This is a genomic window from Chamaesiphon minutus PCC 6605 (assembly GCF_000317145.1).
Lineage (GTDB): Bacteria > Cyanobacteriota > Cyanobacteriia > Cyanobacteriales > Chamaesiphonaceae > Chamaesiphon > Chamaesiphon minutus.
Genome location: NC_019697.1, coordinates 1458555 through 1475042, shown reverse-complemented (window position 1 = coordinate 1475042; position 16488 = coordinate 1458555). Strand labels below are relative to the sequence as shown.

The 16488-nt window shown below is 44.1% G+C and carries 17 protein-coding genes; 12 read left to right on the top strand and 5 right to left on the bottom strand.

The features are described 5' to 3' along the window. Positions 1-4 precede the first annotated feature (4 nt). From CHA6605_RS06770 to CHA6605_RS06755, 4 genes are read right to left on the bottom strand one after another with little or no spacing between them, the layout of a single operon-like run. The gene (locus CHA6605_RS06770; RefSeq protein WP_015158752.1) at positions 5-679 is read right to left on the bottom strand and encodes an amino acid ABC transporter permease; all 675 of its coding nucleotides are present in this window, start codon (positions 677-679) and stop codon (positions 5-7) included. Between the two features lie 6 nt (positions 680-685). After that, a complete protein-coding gene (locus CHA6605_RS06765; protein ID WP_015158751.1) occupies positions 686-1558 on the bottom strand; it encodes a substrate-binding periplasmic protein in 873 nt (290 codons plus the stop codon). Positions 1559-1580: 22 nt separating this feature from the next. After that, entirely contained in the window at positions 1581-2273 is a 693-nt protein-coding gene (locus CHA6605_RS06760; protein ID WP_015158750.1) for an iron-containing redox enzyme family protein, read from the bottom strand. Beyond that, entirely contained in the window at positions 2263-3384 is a 1122-nt protein-coding gene (locus tag CHA6605_RS06755; protein WP_015158749.1) for a transporter substrate-binding domain-containing protein, read from the bottom strand. The genes CHA6605_RS06760 and CHA6605_RS06755 overlap by 11 nt, the downstream gene beginning before the upstream one ends. Before the next feature lie 732 nt (positions 3385-4116). On the opposite strand from CHA6605_RS06755, the gene CHA6605_RS31410 reads away from it, so the two are divergent. From CHA6605_RS31410 to CHA6605_RS32620, 10 genes are all read left to right on the top strand, one after another. Continuing rightward, on the top strand, positions 4117-4905 hold the full coding sequence (locus CHA6605_RS31410; protein ID WP_015158748.1) for a serine O-acetyltransferase: 789 nt from the start codon (positions 4117-4119) through the stop codon (positions 4903-4905). 73 nt (positions 4906-4978) lie between these two features. Next, on the top strand, positions 4979-5470 hold the full coding sequence (locus tag CHA6605_RS06745; RefSeq protein ID WP_015158747.1) for a M67 family metallopeptidase: 492 nt from the start codon (positions 4979-4981) through the stop codon (positions 5468-5470). Between the two features lie 20 nt (positions 5471-5490). Continuing rightward, on the top strand, positions 5491-6420 hold the full coding sequence (locus CHA6605_RS06740; protein WP_015158746.1) for a PLP-dependent cysteine synthase family protein: 930 nt from the start codon (positions 5491-5493) through the stop codon (positions 6418-6420). Between the two features lie 161 nt (positions 6421-6581). Further along, positions 6582-7715, top strand: a complete 1134-nt coding sequence (locus tag CHA6605_RS06735) for a GTPase family protein (protein WP_015158745.1) — start codon at positions 6582-6584, stop codon at positions 7713-7715. Positions 7716-7777: 62 nt separating this feature from the next. Then, a complete protein-coding gene (locus CHA6605_RS06730) occupies positions 7778-8515 on the top strand; it encodes an alanine--tRNA ligase-related protein (protein WP_015158744.1) in 738 nt (245 codons plus the stop codon). A gap of 166 nt (positions 8516-8681) precedes the next feature. Beyond that, entirely contained in the window at positions 8682-9440 is a 759-nt protein-coding gene (locus tag CHA6605_RS31405; protein WP_015158743.1) for a transglycosylase domain-containing protein, read from the top strand. Positions 9441-9914: 474 nt separating this feature from the next. Beyond that, positions 9915-10091 (top strand): hypothetical protein, encoded by a 177-nt coding sequence (locus tag CHA6605_RS33770; protein ID WP_015158742.1) that lies wholly within the window; start codon positions 9915-9917, stop codon positions 10089-10091. 4 nt (positions 10092-10095) lie between these two features. Then, complete coding sequence (locus CHA6605_RS06720) at positions 10096-10437, top strand: hypothetical protein (protein ID WP_015158741.1); 342 nt, start codon at positions 10096-10098, stop codon at positions 10435-10437. A gap of 11 nt (positions 10438-10448) precedes the next feature. Continuing rightward, on the top strand, positions 10449-11135 hold the full coding sequence (locus tag CHA6605_RS06715) for a hypothetical protein (RefSeq protein ID WP_015158740.1): 687 nt from the start codon (positions 10449-10451) through the stop codon (positions 11133-11135). A gap of 300 nt (positions 11136-11435) precedes the next feature. Beyond that, complete coding sequence (locus CHA6605_RS32620; RefSeq protein ID WP_232432265.1) at positions 11436-12491, top strand: transposase; 1056 nt, start codon at positions 11436-11438, stop codon at positions 12489-12491. A 177-nt stretch (positions 12492-12668) separates the two neighbouring features. Here the strand turns inward: CHA6605_RS32620 and CHA6605_RS34985 are convergent, their stop codons facing one another. Next, the gene (locus CHA6605_RS34985; protein WP_198288446.1) at positions 12669-12893 is read right to left on the bottom strand and encodes a hypothetical protein; all 225 of its coding nucleotides are present in this window, start codon (positions 12891-12893) and stop codon (positions 12669-12671) included. Between the two features lie 91 nt (positions 12894-12984). Here CHA6605_RS34985 and CHA6605_RS06705 point away from each other — a divergent pair, with 91 nt between their 5' ends. Both CHA6605_RS06705 and CHA6605_RS33765 read left to right on the top strand, forming a co-directional pair. Further along, the gene (locus CHA6605_RS06705; protein WP_015158739.1) at positions 12985-16011 is read left to right on the top strand and encodes a hypothetical protein; all 3027 of its coding nucleotides are present in this window, start codon (positions 12985-12987) and stop codon (positions 16009-16011) included. A 61-nt stretch (positions 16012-16072) separates the two neighbouring features. Further along, complete coding sequence (locus tag CHA6605_RS33765; protein WP_157259884.1) at positions 16073-16303, top strand: hypothetical protein; 231 nt, start codon at positions 16073-16075, stop codon at positions 16301-16303. Positions 16304-16488: the final 185 nt, after the last annotated feature.

Genomic DNA, 16488 nt, shown 5'->3' with positions numbered 1-16488 from the left:
GGGACTAAATTTTCTCCATGCCACCGAGGTTGCTCACGCGCTGAAGTCTGCGGAGGAGCAGGTTGAGCGGCATAATTGTGATGACGAACATGAAGGCGACGATCGAGTAAATCTCTAGTGGGCGATAGGTTTGAGCGATGATTGCATTGGCTGTATGCAGGATTTCGGGGACGGCGATGACTGATGCCAGGGTCGAAAATTTGTAGGTGGTAATATATTGCCCCATCAGCGGTAGCCAAGATCGCTGGAGGACTTGGGGAATCAGGATATAGCGGATTGCTTGGAGTCGAGACATTCCGGTACAGTAGGCTACTTCTATTTCCCCTGGGGGGATGGCATTGATGCCACCTCGGATGATGTCGGCAACGAAGGCGGATAAACTCAATCCCAACCCAAGCACAGCGCAGGCATCGCCGCTCAAGATAAAGCCAGGGAAAATCAGTGGCAAACTGTAGTAGAGCCAGACGAGAATCACTAGGGCTGGTAAGGCGAGGAATAGTTCGATAAATGCCTGTGCTAGTTTGGAGGCAAATTGATTTGAGGTGAGGGATAGAATCCCCAACAGCACCCCTAAAATCGTGCCCAGCACAATCGTGCCAATGCTAATCCAAATGGTGGTGAGCATGGCAAGGCACAGGGGTAAGAAACTATTCCACATGACCGCAAAATTCCAACCCATGAGGTTTTAGCCTTTAGTGAATTCCAAGACTTTTTTGGGGTGGAGCCAGTTAGCACCTGCTTTTTGCTCGAATTCGCGCAAACGACCTTGATAATCGAGGGCTTCGATGCTGCTATTGAGGAAATTGAGTAATTTGTCGTCACCCTTCTTCACTGCCCAGGATACGGGGGTGAGGTTGTAGGGATTAGCGGCAAATAGATCTTTTACCTTAGCGGCATTAGCTTTAGCAAACTGGGCGGTAGCATAGGCATCGCCCAGGGCAATATCAGCGCGTCCAGCAACTACGGCTTGAAAGGCAGCAGATTGATCGCTCCCTGGAAAGCTGGTAATCTTCGCTTTTTTAAAATTCGCCTTGGCGTATTCATCCCCTGCTTCTCCTTGGGTGACGGCGACTCTAATTTCGGGTTTATCGATGCTGGTGAGGGTGGTAATTTTAGTTTCACCCGCACGGACGATCGCACTGTTGCCAGCGAAGAATAGGGGCTTAGTAAAATATATCGATAATGCTCTGGGTACTGTCACAAAAGTAGGGACGACGGAGATATCAAACCGACCGGAATCTAATCCAGTAGTAAACCCTGCCCAATCTGTTTCGACAAATTCAGGAGTCCATTTACTGAGTCGCGCAATCTCTTTGATGGTGTCGATCAGATGTCCGCCAAGTTCTCCACTAGTTTGATTTTTAGTAATCGCTGGCGGGAAGACTAAGTAGCCAATTTTAACCTTACTATCGGTTGCCACCCGATCCATGACAGAGGCACTAGCGGTAGCCGTGGGCGGTGTAACATTACTATTTGTGCAGCCAGCTAAATTAAAGATGAGTACGCTAAATAGGGACAACCCTATCAATACATATCTGAGCAGTGATTTTTTCAACATTCGATCTCTCCAGTTTTAGATTTTAATTGGCGGCTACTAGTTGTTTTGTTTCGAGGCATTCTGTTAAGCCAATCCACATCTTTCTTTGAGTCTCAAATACAAAGTACTGCGCTCGATCAAATGCTTCTTGTCCGCCTTCTTGAGTAAGTATCCAAGCTACCGTATCTTCAAACATTGCAAAATGATGTGCGTTAGCATGAACCCTGAAGAATATTAGTCCTTCTTCCGGTACTTTCGCTTGTTCTAGCAGTTCTAATAGCATCTGATAATCTGGGACATCAAATATTTCATAAATGGCAATCGCCGCTAAAGCCTCAATCAGCGGTGCATTTCTAGCAAATTCTTCCCAGCTATCGTTAAAATCTCGCGCGAAGGCAGGACATTGTAATTCTGCTTCTGGTTTAGTTCCAATGGATTTGAGGAAGTTGCGATAGAGTTGATTGTGACTGATCCCACTTTTTCCACCTAACTCTTCCATAAGATTTCTGGCTAAACCCGCCCACAAAATTTCATCATTAAGACATCTAGCTCCAACTATAAAATTCAATCTGCAAAAGTCATAGCGCACAAAATGAAAAATTTCACTGAATTGTATTAATTGCTTATGTTTTACAAGGTAGTGATTTAACTTGTGCTGTATGTCGTGTTCATTTATAACCGATTTTTCCATCTCCGATATGATACTAACGAGATGATTTGGCTTATTATTTTTCATTTTTAGTATATACCTTTGTTGTTTCAATACATGGAATTAGAGGCAGGGCTTGATTTACCGCATTTAGTAAACTTGTTTCGTCTGGATGAAAAGCGAAGGCATTAAAAGTTTTTAGTTGGATACTTTTAATGGTAAGAGATGATAACCTTAGCTGTCCTCGGTCATTTTCGCGATCAATCAGATATTTCCCCGTAATGCTATCGATCAGCAGGATGGGAATAGTTGTTAGCTCCCGTCGCTCGACGCTCCCCTGCATATAACTAATCGCCTCGTCAGCATTAGAAAAACTCTGGCTGTTTTCATACTGTGATAAGACTTTTGCCCCCCAGTCACCAAGCTCTCCGTTGACAAATAACAACTCGACTTGCATGGGGTTCAAATCTTCTAAATTTTTTATCGCCTCGACAGATTGACTGTGGGCGACCGCGTTTAAAGTAAATGGTTCTTCACTACATCGCTCGGAGAAGCTGTAATCGAACAGTCGCCCCGGCAAAACCAGCATCAGCGGCACGATTCCATCAACTTGTCTTTGGCGGATAGCTTGCGGCATTTCGTCAAAATTGAGGTACTGCCAAAAAGTCTCCAGTCCGAGCAATCGTCCGATCGTTTCCGCATAGACAATCGCTTTTCCTGTCGGTTTTCCACCAGGTCGAGTCGGACGAATCGCCCACTCTGGTACGCTAGTATACCCCAACGTCCAGTATTGATTGTTAGCGATTTTGTGCCAGCAGCTATCACCAGTTTTGCCTTCGATCGAGGCGGCAAAGCCTGCGGCCTCTAAAAGCTCATTTAATAAACCGTCGATCGCATCCGTTGCTGGAGAAGGATCTTCCGGTGGTCGTCCATAGATTTCGTCCAGCCTCATCGCCAGCCGAATTGCAATCCGATTGACCGTTGCTTTACGCGGGACAGATTCGCCTCGTCCCCAGCGATACAATTGTGTCTCGCCAAAGCCAATCGAAGTCATCAATTCGCGCTTCGACCATTTTGCTTCTGCTAGGTATTTATCGATCGTCTCAACGAAAGTAGGATTCCCCTTGGGAATGGGCAAATCCGGCTGCTGAGATTCATGCTCTCGTTTTGGTCGTCCCCGTTTTTTTGCTTCGCTCATGTGTAGTTTACAAGATTAAACATTATTGCCATTTTATCATTTGAATATGTCTTTATAAGCAAAATACAACTATTCTTTTAAGATTAATTTTTCAAAAATATTGGCTGTATTTGGATCGTTGAACGGAAATAACGGAATTTAGTTCCTTTAATAGGTCAAGCTTTACATCAATTCATAGTGCAAATGAATTAAAATCCAAGAATAAAGAATTTGAGCTAGAAATTTTATACTAATTCATTTGTACTGCACATGTTGCTATTAATATTATACGAGTTTACACAGGCATAAGGCAATTAGTAAATTTACAGAAAAATATTGACAAAAGCTAAATATAGATCGGATAATTATTTTGCGATGTGGATCGGTGATTCTAGACCAGTAACCCGACTATGGTATCGAGGTATCGCAAGTAACAACCACATTCATAGCAGCATAATCGATTTTTAATTCTATTTGCCCTCATTAGAGGGCTTGCACTAGAGACTGCGGGGTAAGTCATTGTAGGCTTGCACGATCAAATGTCTTGTTATCAATATACTAGCTTGTCTTTTCGAGTTATTAACTTTTAACCTGACAGCGATAATTTTTATTAATAGTGTAAAATTAAAAACAGCCCCATCCCTTTGGGGGATAAGGCTGCTGTTATTTTCTTTATTTTTTGATTAGTTAGCGTGAGATGAGGTCGCAACTCATCTCGTGCCAGTTCCTTTCGTAAACACTAAGGAGATAATCATGACCACTATCTTACCAAAGCTAGGACAATTCGGTATCAGTGAAACCGACCAAATTTTGGCGAATGACCGATCATCCCATTCTTCGACAGCACCCGTACCGCCCAAACCTCCAAAACCCCCTCTTTTACGACTCGATTCCCCAGAACCCCATCGCCGCATTCGTCAATACGTCATCGAGTTGTTGAAACATAACTTGCTGACTCAACAAGTTGCTGAACTCATCCGCGATCGGACTGTCAAGAAAATCGTTCGACGTATCGAAGAGGATTTAGCTATCTTAATGCACCGCGATCCAGCAGCAGGTGACGATCCGCTCGAAGTGTGGGAAACCTACCTTTCGCTCCGCGCCGTTGCGAATTACCGAATAGCCAATGCGCTCTACACCTATAAGATCGGCAATCTAAACTTGCGAGCAGTAGCTCGTCGGATTAGTGAGACGACCAAAGTTGAGACAGGAATTGAAATCCACCCTGGCGCGACCATCGGGCGAGAACTGGTAATCGATCATGGCGTTGGAACAGTGATCGGTGAGACGACTGTAATTGGAGATAAATGCTACTTGCTCCAATGTATCATCCTTGGATCGACAGGTATTGCTGACAACATCAGCGGACGTAGACACCCTCAATTAGGCGATAACGTCCGAGTGGGAGGATTTGTCCGAGTCTTTGGATCAATTCACATCGGTGATAACGTCGAAATTTCACCTTGGGCATCGATCGTGGAAGATATCCCAGCTAACTCACGAGTAGTTGTCAAGACGATCAACCAAGTGATTAAAAGCTAGGTCGAGATAGTACATGGGATGCCTAGCAATAGGCATCCCAGCACCCACTAAAACCCTTGAGAAGGAGACTAAGATGCAATATCTTTACACGCTCGATCAAGATTCAATCCGAGAACTGGATGATATTCTTTCGACAGATTTGGTTGCTAAAATCTATGCTCAAGCTCATTCGAGCTATCCCGATGAATGCTGTGGCTTGCTACTAAAACAAGGTATCCGACCCTGTACTAATATCCTTAACGATCTACACAAAGCAGATCCCTTAACCTACCCCCGCAATGCTGCTGAAGGTTTCGTATTTTCATCAGAGGATGCACTATTCCTGAGCAAAAATATCAATTCGGATAATCCGGTCAAAATCATCTACCACTCGCACCCTGATGTCGGTGCCTACTTTAGCGACGAAGACAAGCAAAACGCCCTATTCGATGGCGAACCCATCTATCCAGTCGATCACCTGGTAATTGACGTTCAAAGCAGCGGCGTAGTTTGCTCCAAACTTTTCAGATTTATTAACGGTGACTACAAGTTAATCGCCATCCTCCCTGGTAACAACGATAAATAACTTTTTAGGAGACACAACCTATGATTTATCCATCGATGCTCGAACTTGTCGGTAACACGCCAGTTATCGAAATTAGTAAATTCTTTGGTTTCCCTGGTGTCCATGTCTACATGAAAATGGAAACCTTTAATCCTGGTGGCAGCCATAAAATTAGAGCTGCCATGAACATGATACTAGATGCTGAAAAGCAAGGCATTCTTAGCCCAAATGAATGGCAAACCATTCTCGAACCAACGGGAGGAAATACTGGGTTAGGAATAGCAATAGTCGCGGCTTGTCGTGGATATAAAGTTAAGTTGGTAATTCCTGACAACTATAGTCCAGATAAGCAGAAAAAATTGAAACTCTTTGGGGTCGAGATCGTTCTGTCAGATAGCAACCGTGGCGGTAACTCGCATGGTGAATTAGCAATGGAGATTCAATTAGAAAATTATGACTATGTAATGTTAAATCAAGGTCAAAACCCAGCCAATCCTGATATCCATCGCCAGACCACAGCCCAAGAAATATTACGAGATTTTCGGGATGTATCGATCGATTATTTTGTGGGTGGAATTGGCACTGGCGGTCATATTACCGGAATCGGCGAAGTTCTCAAACAAGAATACCCCAAAGCGCAAATTGTTGGCGTACAGCCGCGTGGCTGTGACCTTTTGGCAAACAAGTTTGTACTCCATCAAATTCAAGGACTTGCCGTTGGCATCATTCCGAAAGTATTGAACCTTGAGATTATCGATCGAATGATTGACGTTACCTATGAAGAGTCACTAGCCATGATGCTTGCCGCGACGAGGCAAGAAGCTCTACTAGTTGGACTTTCTAGCGGAGCAAATCTCGCCGCCGTATCCAAAATAGTTGAAGAACTAAGGGGGAAACAATTAGACAGACCAATCCATATTCTGACGATGGCTTACGATTCAGTCTTTGATTATCTCAACTTATTGGAATAATCGCTTAGAGTCAAAGGCAATAAATAAAGTTCTCTAAATAATGAGGGTAAAATGCAAAATATTGAGCCGCGCCAATGTCAATTCAACACTAGTTAAATCCCCACTATTTATTAGTCCATGCAATTAAAATTCTCAACTCCTTTTAATCAAAAACAAATCTCATGAATAATCTAGAGCAGAATATTGACGATTTCTCACAAAACATCTCAAGTCTCAACATCTTAGTGATTGGTAAGACAGGTGTTGGCAAAAGCAGCCTCATTAATGTAATTTTCGGGGAAGAAGTCGCACAAACAGGTTCGGGGTTGCCAGTTACACAGTATTTTGAAAAATATACTCTCGATACTAATAATATAGAAGAGGGTATTCCAATCAACCTTTTCGATTCTAGTGGTCTTGAGTTAAACAAAGAAAATATTTTTGTAAAAGGAGTATTTGATTTTGTAAGCGAACAACTAGAAAAAGGTGTGAATGAGCAGATACATTTAGCCTGGTATGTGATTAATGCCTCATCAGCAAGAGTTGAAGCATTTGAATGTGAAATAATCAACAAGCTTTACGAACAGCGGATACCTGTGATTGTTGTTCTATCACAATGCGATCGTGCGCGCAGAAATGAAATTGACAATATCACAAAGGCAATTAAATCCTTTGACTTAAAAAAAGTCTATCATATTATTGAAGTTGCTGCCTTTCCTTTAGAAGGACTTAATCAAAAACAGTTTGGCTTAACTGAATTGGTGACAAAAACTTCTGAACTATTACCCAAGCTTTTGAGTGATGCCTTTATTTCACGACAAGTAGTAGATGTTAAAGCTAAAAAAATCTTAGCTTATAGTTATATAAGCGCATCAGCAGTTTCATGCTTTGCTTCAGGATTTGTTCCTATCCCATTCACAACTACAGCAGCAGCCTTAACTGCTGAAACAGTACTCTGGAATCGAATAGCTGCTTTATATGGATTTGACAAGCTCAAAGGACTGGGCGCACTTTGGCAAAAAATAACATTTTCTCCACAGGCTTTAGCTGCATTAGTGATAACCACCATTGCCGATTTTTTTGTTTTAGATTTCATCTTTACACCAGCTATTGCAGGAGGTACCGCAGCAACATTTATTCTTATTGTTGGCTTGACATTAACTTCAACATTTGAAGAATTAGCGATCGAGGAAATAGATGGATTAAACAAAGAAGAAATCGAGAAATTGCTACAAGAGATATTCAAAAAGAATTTCGACAAGTACAAAAACATCCGGATCAGAACTAAGAGTGATATTACCAAATATCTGAATTGATTTAGAACGAATAGCTACTCCTAACCTTTTAGATTGTCAACCGCTCAACTAAGGTAACAACAATGGCAACATTCACTTTAAACAATCAATCAAAATTACCTCCCACACAGAAGTTATTCATCGACGATCCCTATCAAACCTCATGCGAAGCAACCGTCTTGCATGTCCAAGACGATTTAGTAGTACTAGACCAGACGGTATTCTATGCTGAATCGGGAGGGCAAGTCGCAGATCGAGGCTCAATCGATGGTGTCGAGGTAAAAGATGTTCAAAAGCAACCAGGGAAATTAATCTACATCAATCGCCCAGATATCGAAGTTCCCGTCGTACAGGTCGATACGGTAGTCGTCCATCAACTGACTCAACCTGCGCCTTTTGAGATCGGACAAAAAGTTCGACTAGAAATCGATTGGTCGTATCGCCATTTATTAATGCGATACCATAGCGCAACTCACTTCGTACTACACGCACTCGATCGCATTTACGGTCAGGAGGAAAAACTTTATCTCAAGGGTTGCTACATCTATGACGAGAGTGCCCGTTTAGACTACTCTAACAAATTCAATCCCGATCTAATTCCAGAAGTAACTAAGCTAACCAACGATTTAATCGATCGAGGTGAAGACATCATCATGGAGTCAGACCCCAGTACCAAAGACATTTCCTACTGGCGTTACGGTGACATCATTATGCCCTGCGGCGGTACTCATGTCCGCAGTGCCAAAGATATTGGCGTAGTAAACATTCGGCGGAAGAGTCATGGCAAGTCGCTCGATCGAATCTATATTTCACTCACATAAAGCTTGAATCGAGTTAAAGATTTCAATAATCGATCGTGTAAAGAGCCATCGATAAATCAACAGGGTAACTAATTCTTGAGCCATTTTATAGGGTTGTCTCTATCTCGATCGAGACAACTCACATAATCCTTGTGTCAATTTTCTGAAAATTAAGGCAAGTTGAACTATGAACAAAGCTTCAGAATTGAAACCCACCGCAACAAGCTTGACTATCTGGCAACAATGGAAAAGGAAAGCCACACTGTTCGTTCTCGCGATCGTCCCCCTTCAAATTGGATGTTGTGTTGTCTACAAATATGTACTGCCACCAATTACGATCATTCAGGCAGAATCACTGATTCTTAAATCTCGCTCTTTCGATCGAACGTACATAGATGGCAAAAAAGTTTCATTCCATCTCTACCACGCACTGATTGGTTCTGAAGATACTTCGTTCGCTCACCATAACGGCTTCGACATCGAAGGTATCAAAGAAGCTCTTCGGAATAAAACTGGCGGTGGTAGTACAATCACACAACAAGCTGTAAAAAATGCGCTGCTGTGGAAAGAACCAGCAATTCTCCGTAAAGTTGGCGAATTGTATCTAACACCAACAGTCGAAAAAATCTGGGGCAAAGAGAGAACACTCGAAATTTATGTCAACATCATCGAATTTGAAGATGGGGTATATGGGATCGAATCCGCAGCCAAAAAGTTCTACCATAAATCTGCTAAAAATCTTACCAAACGAGAAGCAATCGAAATCGTAAGCTGCATTCCCCAACCTAAAGGATGTTTGCGTTACCGAGTTCATACCAAGCCACTCAAACTTGTCCAAGCCCACATTCGCAAAGAAATGAAAGCCCTCGAACGTGACGTTCCCACGATGGAATTAATCGATCAAGTCACTGGAGCCGCCGATGTTAGTGGAGCCTTAAAGCCATAATTATCACCTCTCTCGATCGGGACTAAACTAGCTAGTTTAGTCCCGATTTTTTTAATATCGCTATCCGAGCCTAGCGCGTAATCGCTTGTTTTGCCGATCGGCAAAGTCAATAACCGCGATCGACATTCCTTTCGTGGTGCTGGCTTTGCTAATAGTAATGCTAATAGTAAGGTCTAGCTCGATCGATGCTGTCTTTCAAATCCCAGCCCAGCAAAAGCCTCCATTAGCTATTTTCCCTCAATGCCATGATGGTTAGTTTCAAACATGCTGTATTAAAATTGACATGCTGGCATCGGAAACTTAGCCTGACAATTACAACATTTTGGCAATAAACGCAACTGATGTCGTTGACATCGATCGACACTTTTCAATTGCCACTCAATCCGATGATAAGACGACTCCCCATAACAATCCCCATAGCAATCCCCACACAACCGAATCGGCTCCAACTTCACGCCATCCCCTCTGGTGATAATGTCTCTCTCAATCTATCTACCTCTACACCCACAACCAAGGCGTAGCTATTTTAGATTTGCAGTCAATCGCGAACTACAAAAAATGTTGAATAAAATGTCACCAGCTAGCTCCGCTGCAAATGAAACCATGAAGAAGTTTGCTACCCTAAAAGCAGCAATCTTATATTCAGAGTAAAATTGTGGTTAAAATAAATTCCATCGAAGACATTTTCTACAGAGAAGGCGATATCATCCCACCGCCGCCGCGCACCTACACCGAGGAAGAAGAAGCCCAAAATATTGAGGATGAGAAACTAATGGCTGAAGTTGACATGGAAGGATGGGCATACGAGCGATCGCATCGACATGAAGACTATGACAATTTGGGTGATATGCTTGCCGATGGCATCGACATCGATGATATTCCTGAGACCTACTACACTTACACTAAAGGGAATAGCAAACCAAGAGAACCACTTCGTTTTCCTGCCAGATTCATTCAAACCGTACCTGATGTAGAAGAAGATATTATCGAGTTCTAGGAACTATCCTCATGCTCCAGTTTCAAGAGTTTGACTTAAAAACTGGTAAAAACCTCACCAATTTTGCACCAGAAGACAAGCGAACGCCAAGGGTGAAATCGGTAGAAAATTGTTACTTAGAAAAGTGGCTCCAAACTCATCGGATCGAATCGCAGAGTTTGTATGTCGCTAACTTCTATAAAGGAGTAAATGACTCAGATCGGATTCGATTAGAAGCTCAAGGGAAATATCTCATCTGCACCAGTGGCAAATCTGGATACTTCACAGACAAATCGACTGCCGAGCTGATTGCCAAAGGGGACAAAAGCCGCGATATCCAACCGATCTACGCAGATGGCAAGCGCAGTGCCCATAATGCCGTCGCCTATGGTTCGCTCGTCGTTAGCGATGGGAAAGCTGCGGCTCAGACAAAATCGGGCAACACAAGGATATTAATTATCGATGACGAGCAAAGATCTAGTGGTTCTACTCCACTCCTAGACCTCAATGGACGCAAAATTCCAGCCAAAGAATTAGCCCACCTTTATGACAAGATGGGTGACGGTACGATGTTGGCATCGACCAAACTCTTACGCGGACTGTTGTTAGATAAGGAAGTGCTACTTGCAATAGATCGCGGCTTACAACAGACAATAGTCCGGACACCTTTTGAAAAGAAAAATGATCGATCGATCCAAAAAAAGCAATTCATCGCTTAAAGTACAAGTAGAACCCAAGTACCAGATGAATTGCCCTATGGATATTGTACAGAACCTACTTGCCAAAGTGGGTAATTTAGCAAACCGCAACGCCAGTTCTTAGCCAGTATATTTGTGACGTTGTTTGTGGTATGCGGCAAGGCAAACTTTACTAATCTCAGTCGTTATGGGCAGTATAGCGAACGAACATACCGTCGTCAGTACAAAAAAACATTCGATTTCATTCCCTTCCACGCGCAGACAATTGCAGCAGCAATTGAACCAAATCGAGAGCAGATCGCAGCGATTGATTGCTCATTTATCAGCAAGAGTGGAAAACAGACATGGGGAGTAGATAATTTCTATAACGGTAGTATCAGCAAGTCTCAAAAAGGGTTAGAAATTTCGGTGATTGCAGTGGTGGATGTATTAGCCCATCAAGGTTACACTCTCTCAGTACAACAAACTGCAAAAACCGAGCGTCAACCCATCCCCGACGCGAAACCAACGGCGAAGAAGAAGCGTAAATCGAAGTCGAAATCGAAGTCGAAATCGAAGTCGAAATCTAAATCTAAATCGAAAGCGAAAACAGAACCAGTGATTTCTGAGCGAGTCAAAGGCTATCTGAAACAACTGAAAATAGCTCGCTCCCATTTGCCTGCGGTAGTAAAATATTTAACCGCAGACAGCTTTTACAGTAAGAAATCTGTTGTTGATGGGGTGATTGAGCTAGACCTTCATTTGATTAGCAAATTGCGGATTGATGCGGATCTACGATACTGCTACACTGGCAAGCAAAAGCCCAAAGGTGCGCCGCGTAAGTATGATGGCAAGGTGAATTTGAGTGATTTGTCCCGACTGGAATTCGGTGGTGAGTTAGCTAATGGCACTAAATTGTATAGCCAAGTGGTTTGGCATGTTTCACTTAAACGTAAAATTCGCATCGTTTACTTGGTTGACCAACGTCATCCCGAGAAGCAGCGAGTAGCTTTGCTCTTTTCTACCGACACGATGATTAATCCCATCAGTCTGTACGAGTACTACAAATCTCGGTTTCAAATCGAATTCATCTTTCGTGATGCCAAACAATTTACTGGGCTTTGCGACTGTCAATCCCGCCACCAACAATCCCTGGATTTTCATTTCAATGCATCCTTGGCAGCTCTCAATATTGCCAAGCTTGAACAGCAAAAAACTCAGTCGGATACTGGGGAAGATTCACAGCCGCAATCTTTTTCAATGGCAACTTACAAGCGGCTAGCTCTCAATGGACATCTACTTGAGCGGTTTATTTCCATGTTAGAACTTGACCCGACTTTGATTAAATCCCATCCTAACTACGATAGTCTTCTCCACTATGGCTCTCTAGCTCCATAAATCTGTCCGGACTATTGAACAGAGTGAAGATGTTGTTGATGATGAGTTAGGCAACTTAGGCGAGTGGATCGATACAGCATTCGGTGAGAGTTACGATTCAGAATTAGCCGGAAAGCTACTCGAAGAATATAAGCATACGGGCAGAATCTCTAACTATTCTGTCGATCTCCAAACCGCTCAAGCGATCGAGAAAAAGATCGATAGACTCGCTCGGAGTGCGGTCTTACAATTTCGTGCCGCCACACCGGATTTACCTGGAATTGCCAAAGGGACGGTAGCTACTAGCTCCTGGTGCGAACGGCTGGGAGTAGATGCGATCGTCTCAACCAACGATATCAAAGGCGATGACGGCAGACTCAAGCAACCAGGGATCTTAGAATTAGAGAGTTTTTTATGGGTCAACCGGAAGATTAAAGCCGAATATTCCAATCAATCGGTAGGTGCCCAAGTCAAGGGTACGATTCCAGATGCAACCCTGAACGAACTCAATCCGATGATGGCAGCCAAAGCCGCAGAGCTAGCCGATGTAGCGATCGATAACTGGCAAGTGGCAGCTAAATTTGTAGCCAAAGAAGAAGCAAGGCACGAGCGCGAGCTAGTTATCGATACGCCCGAAGGAATCGATGGTGTGGATGATGACGAACCGCGTAACAATCGATCGACACTTGCCGCACTGCTTAAAGCCGATAAGTACGGGCAGCTTACCCAACTGCCAAATATAGGTCGCCAGCTTAACAAATCGCTCAGACGCGACAGGTTGGATATAGCCACTAGTGGGATCGTCGTCCCCGCTGCGATCGCCCAGCACCATAGCAAGCTGGAACCTTGGGAGATCTGCAATCGCGACTTACCCCACGGCGCGATCATTGCGTACTATCGATCGCCATTTCCGAATATCGGTGCGGCGGCAATTGCGATTAATAACTTAGAAGTATTGCACGAGCGCGACCGTGAAGCGTTCGCCAAGCAGGGCGTAGTCTATCTGAATCCCTGGACAGCAAAACATATCGCCATTACCGATTTCGATGGCGATCGGAATGGTTTCTTCGTCGGTTATCTAGCAAATGATAATCTCCCCCACCAACTCCGCGAGCAGTTAGGCAATTTACCCATTACAGGTGGCGAGCGGTATGAAGCAGGTAGAGAAGTTCTTGCTCAAATAATCCTTCAGCGAGATTTAGAACGCGGTAAGTTCCCGCTGGCAGTCAAAGAATTTACCCAGGCTAATGCGCCCGATCTCAAGCCGTTACCGATTGCCAAAGCTAAAAAAGCCGACCATCCTTGGCATGAGGGCGAGTCACTAACTCAAGCTATTTGGCGAGCTTGGGACATTACCGCTAACAACCCGACTGGAAAAGTTGCCAATCAGTCGATAATCTTGCAATCTCTCGCATCCGAGACAGTTTATATCGAACCGGAGCGGAAGATCGGTTTACTCAAGCAAATCGGGACAGCGTACAGTGAGATTCCGATCGAGGTGATTCCCAACGATGAGTATTTAATCGATCATGGGTTGCCACCGATGCAGCTAGCCGAGAAGATCGAGAATATCGTCCAAGCGAGTAAACAGCTAGATCGATTACCAGTAGCAGAGCGATTGGCGTTTGCCGAGCTGAATTTAGGTAATGTCAATCGGCTTCTCAAAAGCTATTGTGACAGTGCAGTTGCCAAAAATCTGCAAACTGCTGTCGATACAGCCAAAAGCAGCGTCGGCATTGATGAGACGATTCATGAATTTGGCGAACGCCTTCAGTACAAGTCTCACCAACTTCGCCAGAATGTCAAAAAGCCTGATATCTATCTCCGCCGCGACCTCCCAACTAATACTCAAGAACCGATCGGGTGGGCGGTGGAAACGGCAAACCGATTTTACAATGGTGGTCAGCAGCATGAATTACAGGAGATCGAGTCAGAAGATTTGAATAAGCGGTTTCGTTCGCTGGTGCCGATTACCCATAATGACGCTCACAAAGCAATTGTAGATGAGTTCGCCCGTCGATATCGTAATTGTACTAAGGCGATCGGCGAGATTAAAGAACGATTGTATCGGGAGTTACCCCAAGACCAGCAGCCGACTTTGACGATCGTATCTAGTAGCGGTAAGAGCCTTGTAGTTCAAGGACTATGCGATGCAGATGTTGCAGGTGATTCACCAATCTGGGATTTAGGCGATGGTGAGAGCAATGCAAGGTTTGAGATTTATCGCGATTTCCCAAAGGGAACGCTACGCGAACGGGAAAATGACGATCGTGAATATTATGGTGTTTATTTAGTTACTGATGAGTCAGAGAAAGTCTTAGTTGGTGAAGTATCGCCAGAGTCAGCCAGAGTCAATCAACTAGATAAATTTCCAATTGCACAAATCGGCAGTGCAAAAAAATTCTCAATATCAAAATCGACGCTAGATTTTCATCCGCCCTACGCTCTAGAAAACGATGTCGATGCGGTATTTGCCAGTGCAGATAAAGTACTCACCGAACTAGAAAGCTCGATTCCCAACGACAAACGGATGCAGTATGCGTCCGCTGCATGGCATTCCAGCGCAGGGATGGGCATGGCTGCCAAAATCTTTGCTAACGAAATTAGCCAACACCTGGATAAAGTACCGCCGATCGCGCTCAATCGTCCTACGGCAGCCGCGCTAGAGTTACGAGATGGAGCGGAACTAGCAATTAGGTTCGAGCGCGATCTGCACGTTGGCGCGATCGCACCAGATGGCAGCACGATCGACCTGGGCTTGAGTACTTACGGTGATTCACCGCTGCTTACCCCTGGCACGGTGGTAGCCGCTAAAATATCGCGACCTCTCGATCCAAAAATTCACATCCGCACCGAGCTAGGAGAATTTGTTGTCAATCCTGCCCCTGCTATTAGCAACACTCAGATTGAAGACTTCGCAGGAAAGTTCGCATTCGAGCGTCGGGGTAAGGAGATTTCAGTCGATTATATTGGTTCTGGGGAACGACGGATACCGATCGGAGTACTGGGGCGAGAGTTAATCAATAAAGAGTCCAAAGCCAAGCTCAAAGATGGAAGCAACTTACTGAGGGGCACTCTATGGCGTGGCTCGAATGAGAAAATTCTAGAAATTCAAGTCCAACATCTTATCGACCATCACCCCATTGCTAGGATCGATCGTGGCGAAATCATGCCACTATCACAACAATCTCCACCACTGGAGCAGATCGATCCAGCTCCTTCATCAGAGCGACGCTATTATCCGACAGCAGGAGAACTGCGGCAGCTCTATCAAGCTTCCGAGTCGGCTGGCGACATTGCAAAGATGGTAGAAATCAAGAGCTTGGGAGTATTGCTCAATGAAGTCTACCCCGATGGAGATCGCGCACCGGATGATTTTTCTCATTGGGTTGTAGAAATTCCTGTGCCCGAACAAGAAGTAACTGAAACTCCCTCTAGATCGACAGAGCGAGAACCTACTGTAATCGTACCCGTTAATAAAGCAAAGACTTCTATCGTAGTAGACCGATCGCCAACCGAAAATATCGCTCGCTCGATGTGACATTTTACTAATAAATAGATCTTCGATCGCCAGTCTCAACCCGCAACAAACTCGATCCAGCTTGTTGCTGCTTGAGGTTGGCACTTTTGCCGCTTACCTGACTAAATCCCCAATTTTAAATCAGCGCGGACGATTACTAGAACAGGTCAAGCGGGAATTTTTATCGTCAGTATCGTCAGCCAACCTTGAAACCCACTGCTGTTATGTCGTTCGATGGCTGACGATATCTTTAGTCCGATCGTCAGCCATTGAAAATATCGTCAGCCTTACCGTCAATATCGTCAGCCATTAAAATATCGTCAGCATTATCGTCAGCCCCAAGAGCGTTGCCCTGACTAGTTTTTGGTGGAGAATCACGCTCTGCTGACGATACTGACGATAAAATTATCACTTTACTCTAAGACGATCTTCTGAGTTCCCATTTTGCTAATTCGAGCTTCTCGGACGAGGAGTTAACTAATTTATTGGGCGGCATAG

Excerpts from the sequence above, each read along its gene's own strand:
- CHA6605_RS06735 (WP_015158745.1), top strand. The coding sequence starts at position 6,582 with ATGAATAATCTAGAGCAGAATATTGACGATTTCTCACAAAACATCTCA.
- CHA6605_RS06730 (WP_015158744.1), top strand. The coding sequence starts at position 7,778 with ATGGCAACATTCACTTTAAACAATCAATCAAAATTACCTCCCACACAG.
- CHA6605_RS06770 (WP_015158752.1), bottom strand. The coding sequence starts at position 679 with ATGGGTTGGAATTTTGCGGTCATGTGGAATAGTTTCTTACCCCTGTGC.
- CHA6605_RS33770 (WP_015158742.1), top strand. The coding sequence starts at position 9,915 with ATGTCTCTCTCAATCTATCTACCTCTACACCCACAACCAAGGCGTAGC.
- CHA6605_RS06745 (WP_015158747.1), top strand. The coding sequence starts at position 4,979 with ATGCAATATCTTTACACGCTCGATCAAGATTCAATCCGAGAACTGGAT.
- CHA6605_RS06765 (WP_015158751.1), bottom strand. The coding sequence starts at position 1,558 with ATGTTGAAAAAATCACTGCTCAGATATGTATTGATAGGGTTGTCCCTA.
- CHA6605_RS06760 (WP_015158750.1), bottom strand. The coding sequence starts at position 2,273 with ATGAAAAATAATAAGCCAAATCATCTCGTTAGTATCATATCGGAGATG.
- CHA6605_RS06705 (WP_015158739.1), top strand. The coding sequence starts at position 12,985 with ATGATGGCAGCCAAAGCCGCAGAGCTAGCCGATGTAGCGATCGATAAC.
- CHA6605_RS06755 (WP_015158749.1), bottom strand. The coding sequence starts at position 3,384 with ATGAGCGAAGCAAAAAAACGGGGACGACCAAAACGAGAGCATGAATCT.
- CHA6605_RS31410 (WP_015158748.1), top strand. The coding sequence starts at position 4,117 with ATGACCACTATCTTACCAAAGCTAGGACAATTCGGTATCAGTGAAACC.
- CHA6605_RS31405 (WP_015158743.1), top strand. The coding sequence starts at position 8,682 with ATGAACAAAGCTTCAGAATTGAAACCCACCGCAACAAGCTTGACTATC.
- CHA6605_RS06715 (WP_015158740.1), top strand. The coding sequence starts at position 10,449 with ATGCTCCAGTTTCAAGAGTTTGACTTAAAAACTGGTAAAAACCTCACC.
- CHA6605_RS06740 (WP_015158746.1), top strand. The coding sequence starts at position 5,491 with ATGATTTATCCATCGATGCTCGAACTTGTCGGTAACACGCCAGTTATC.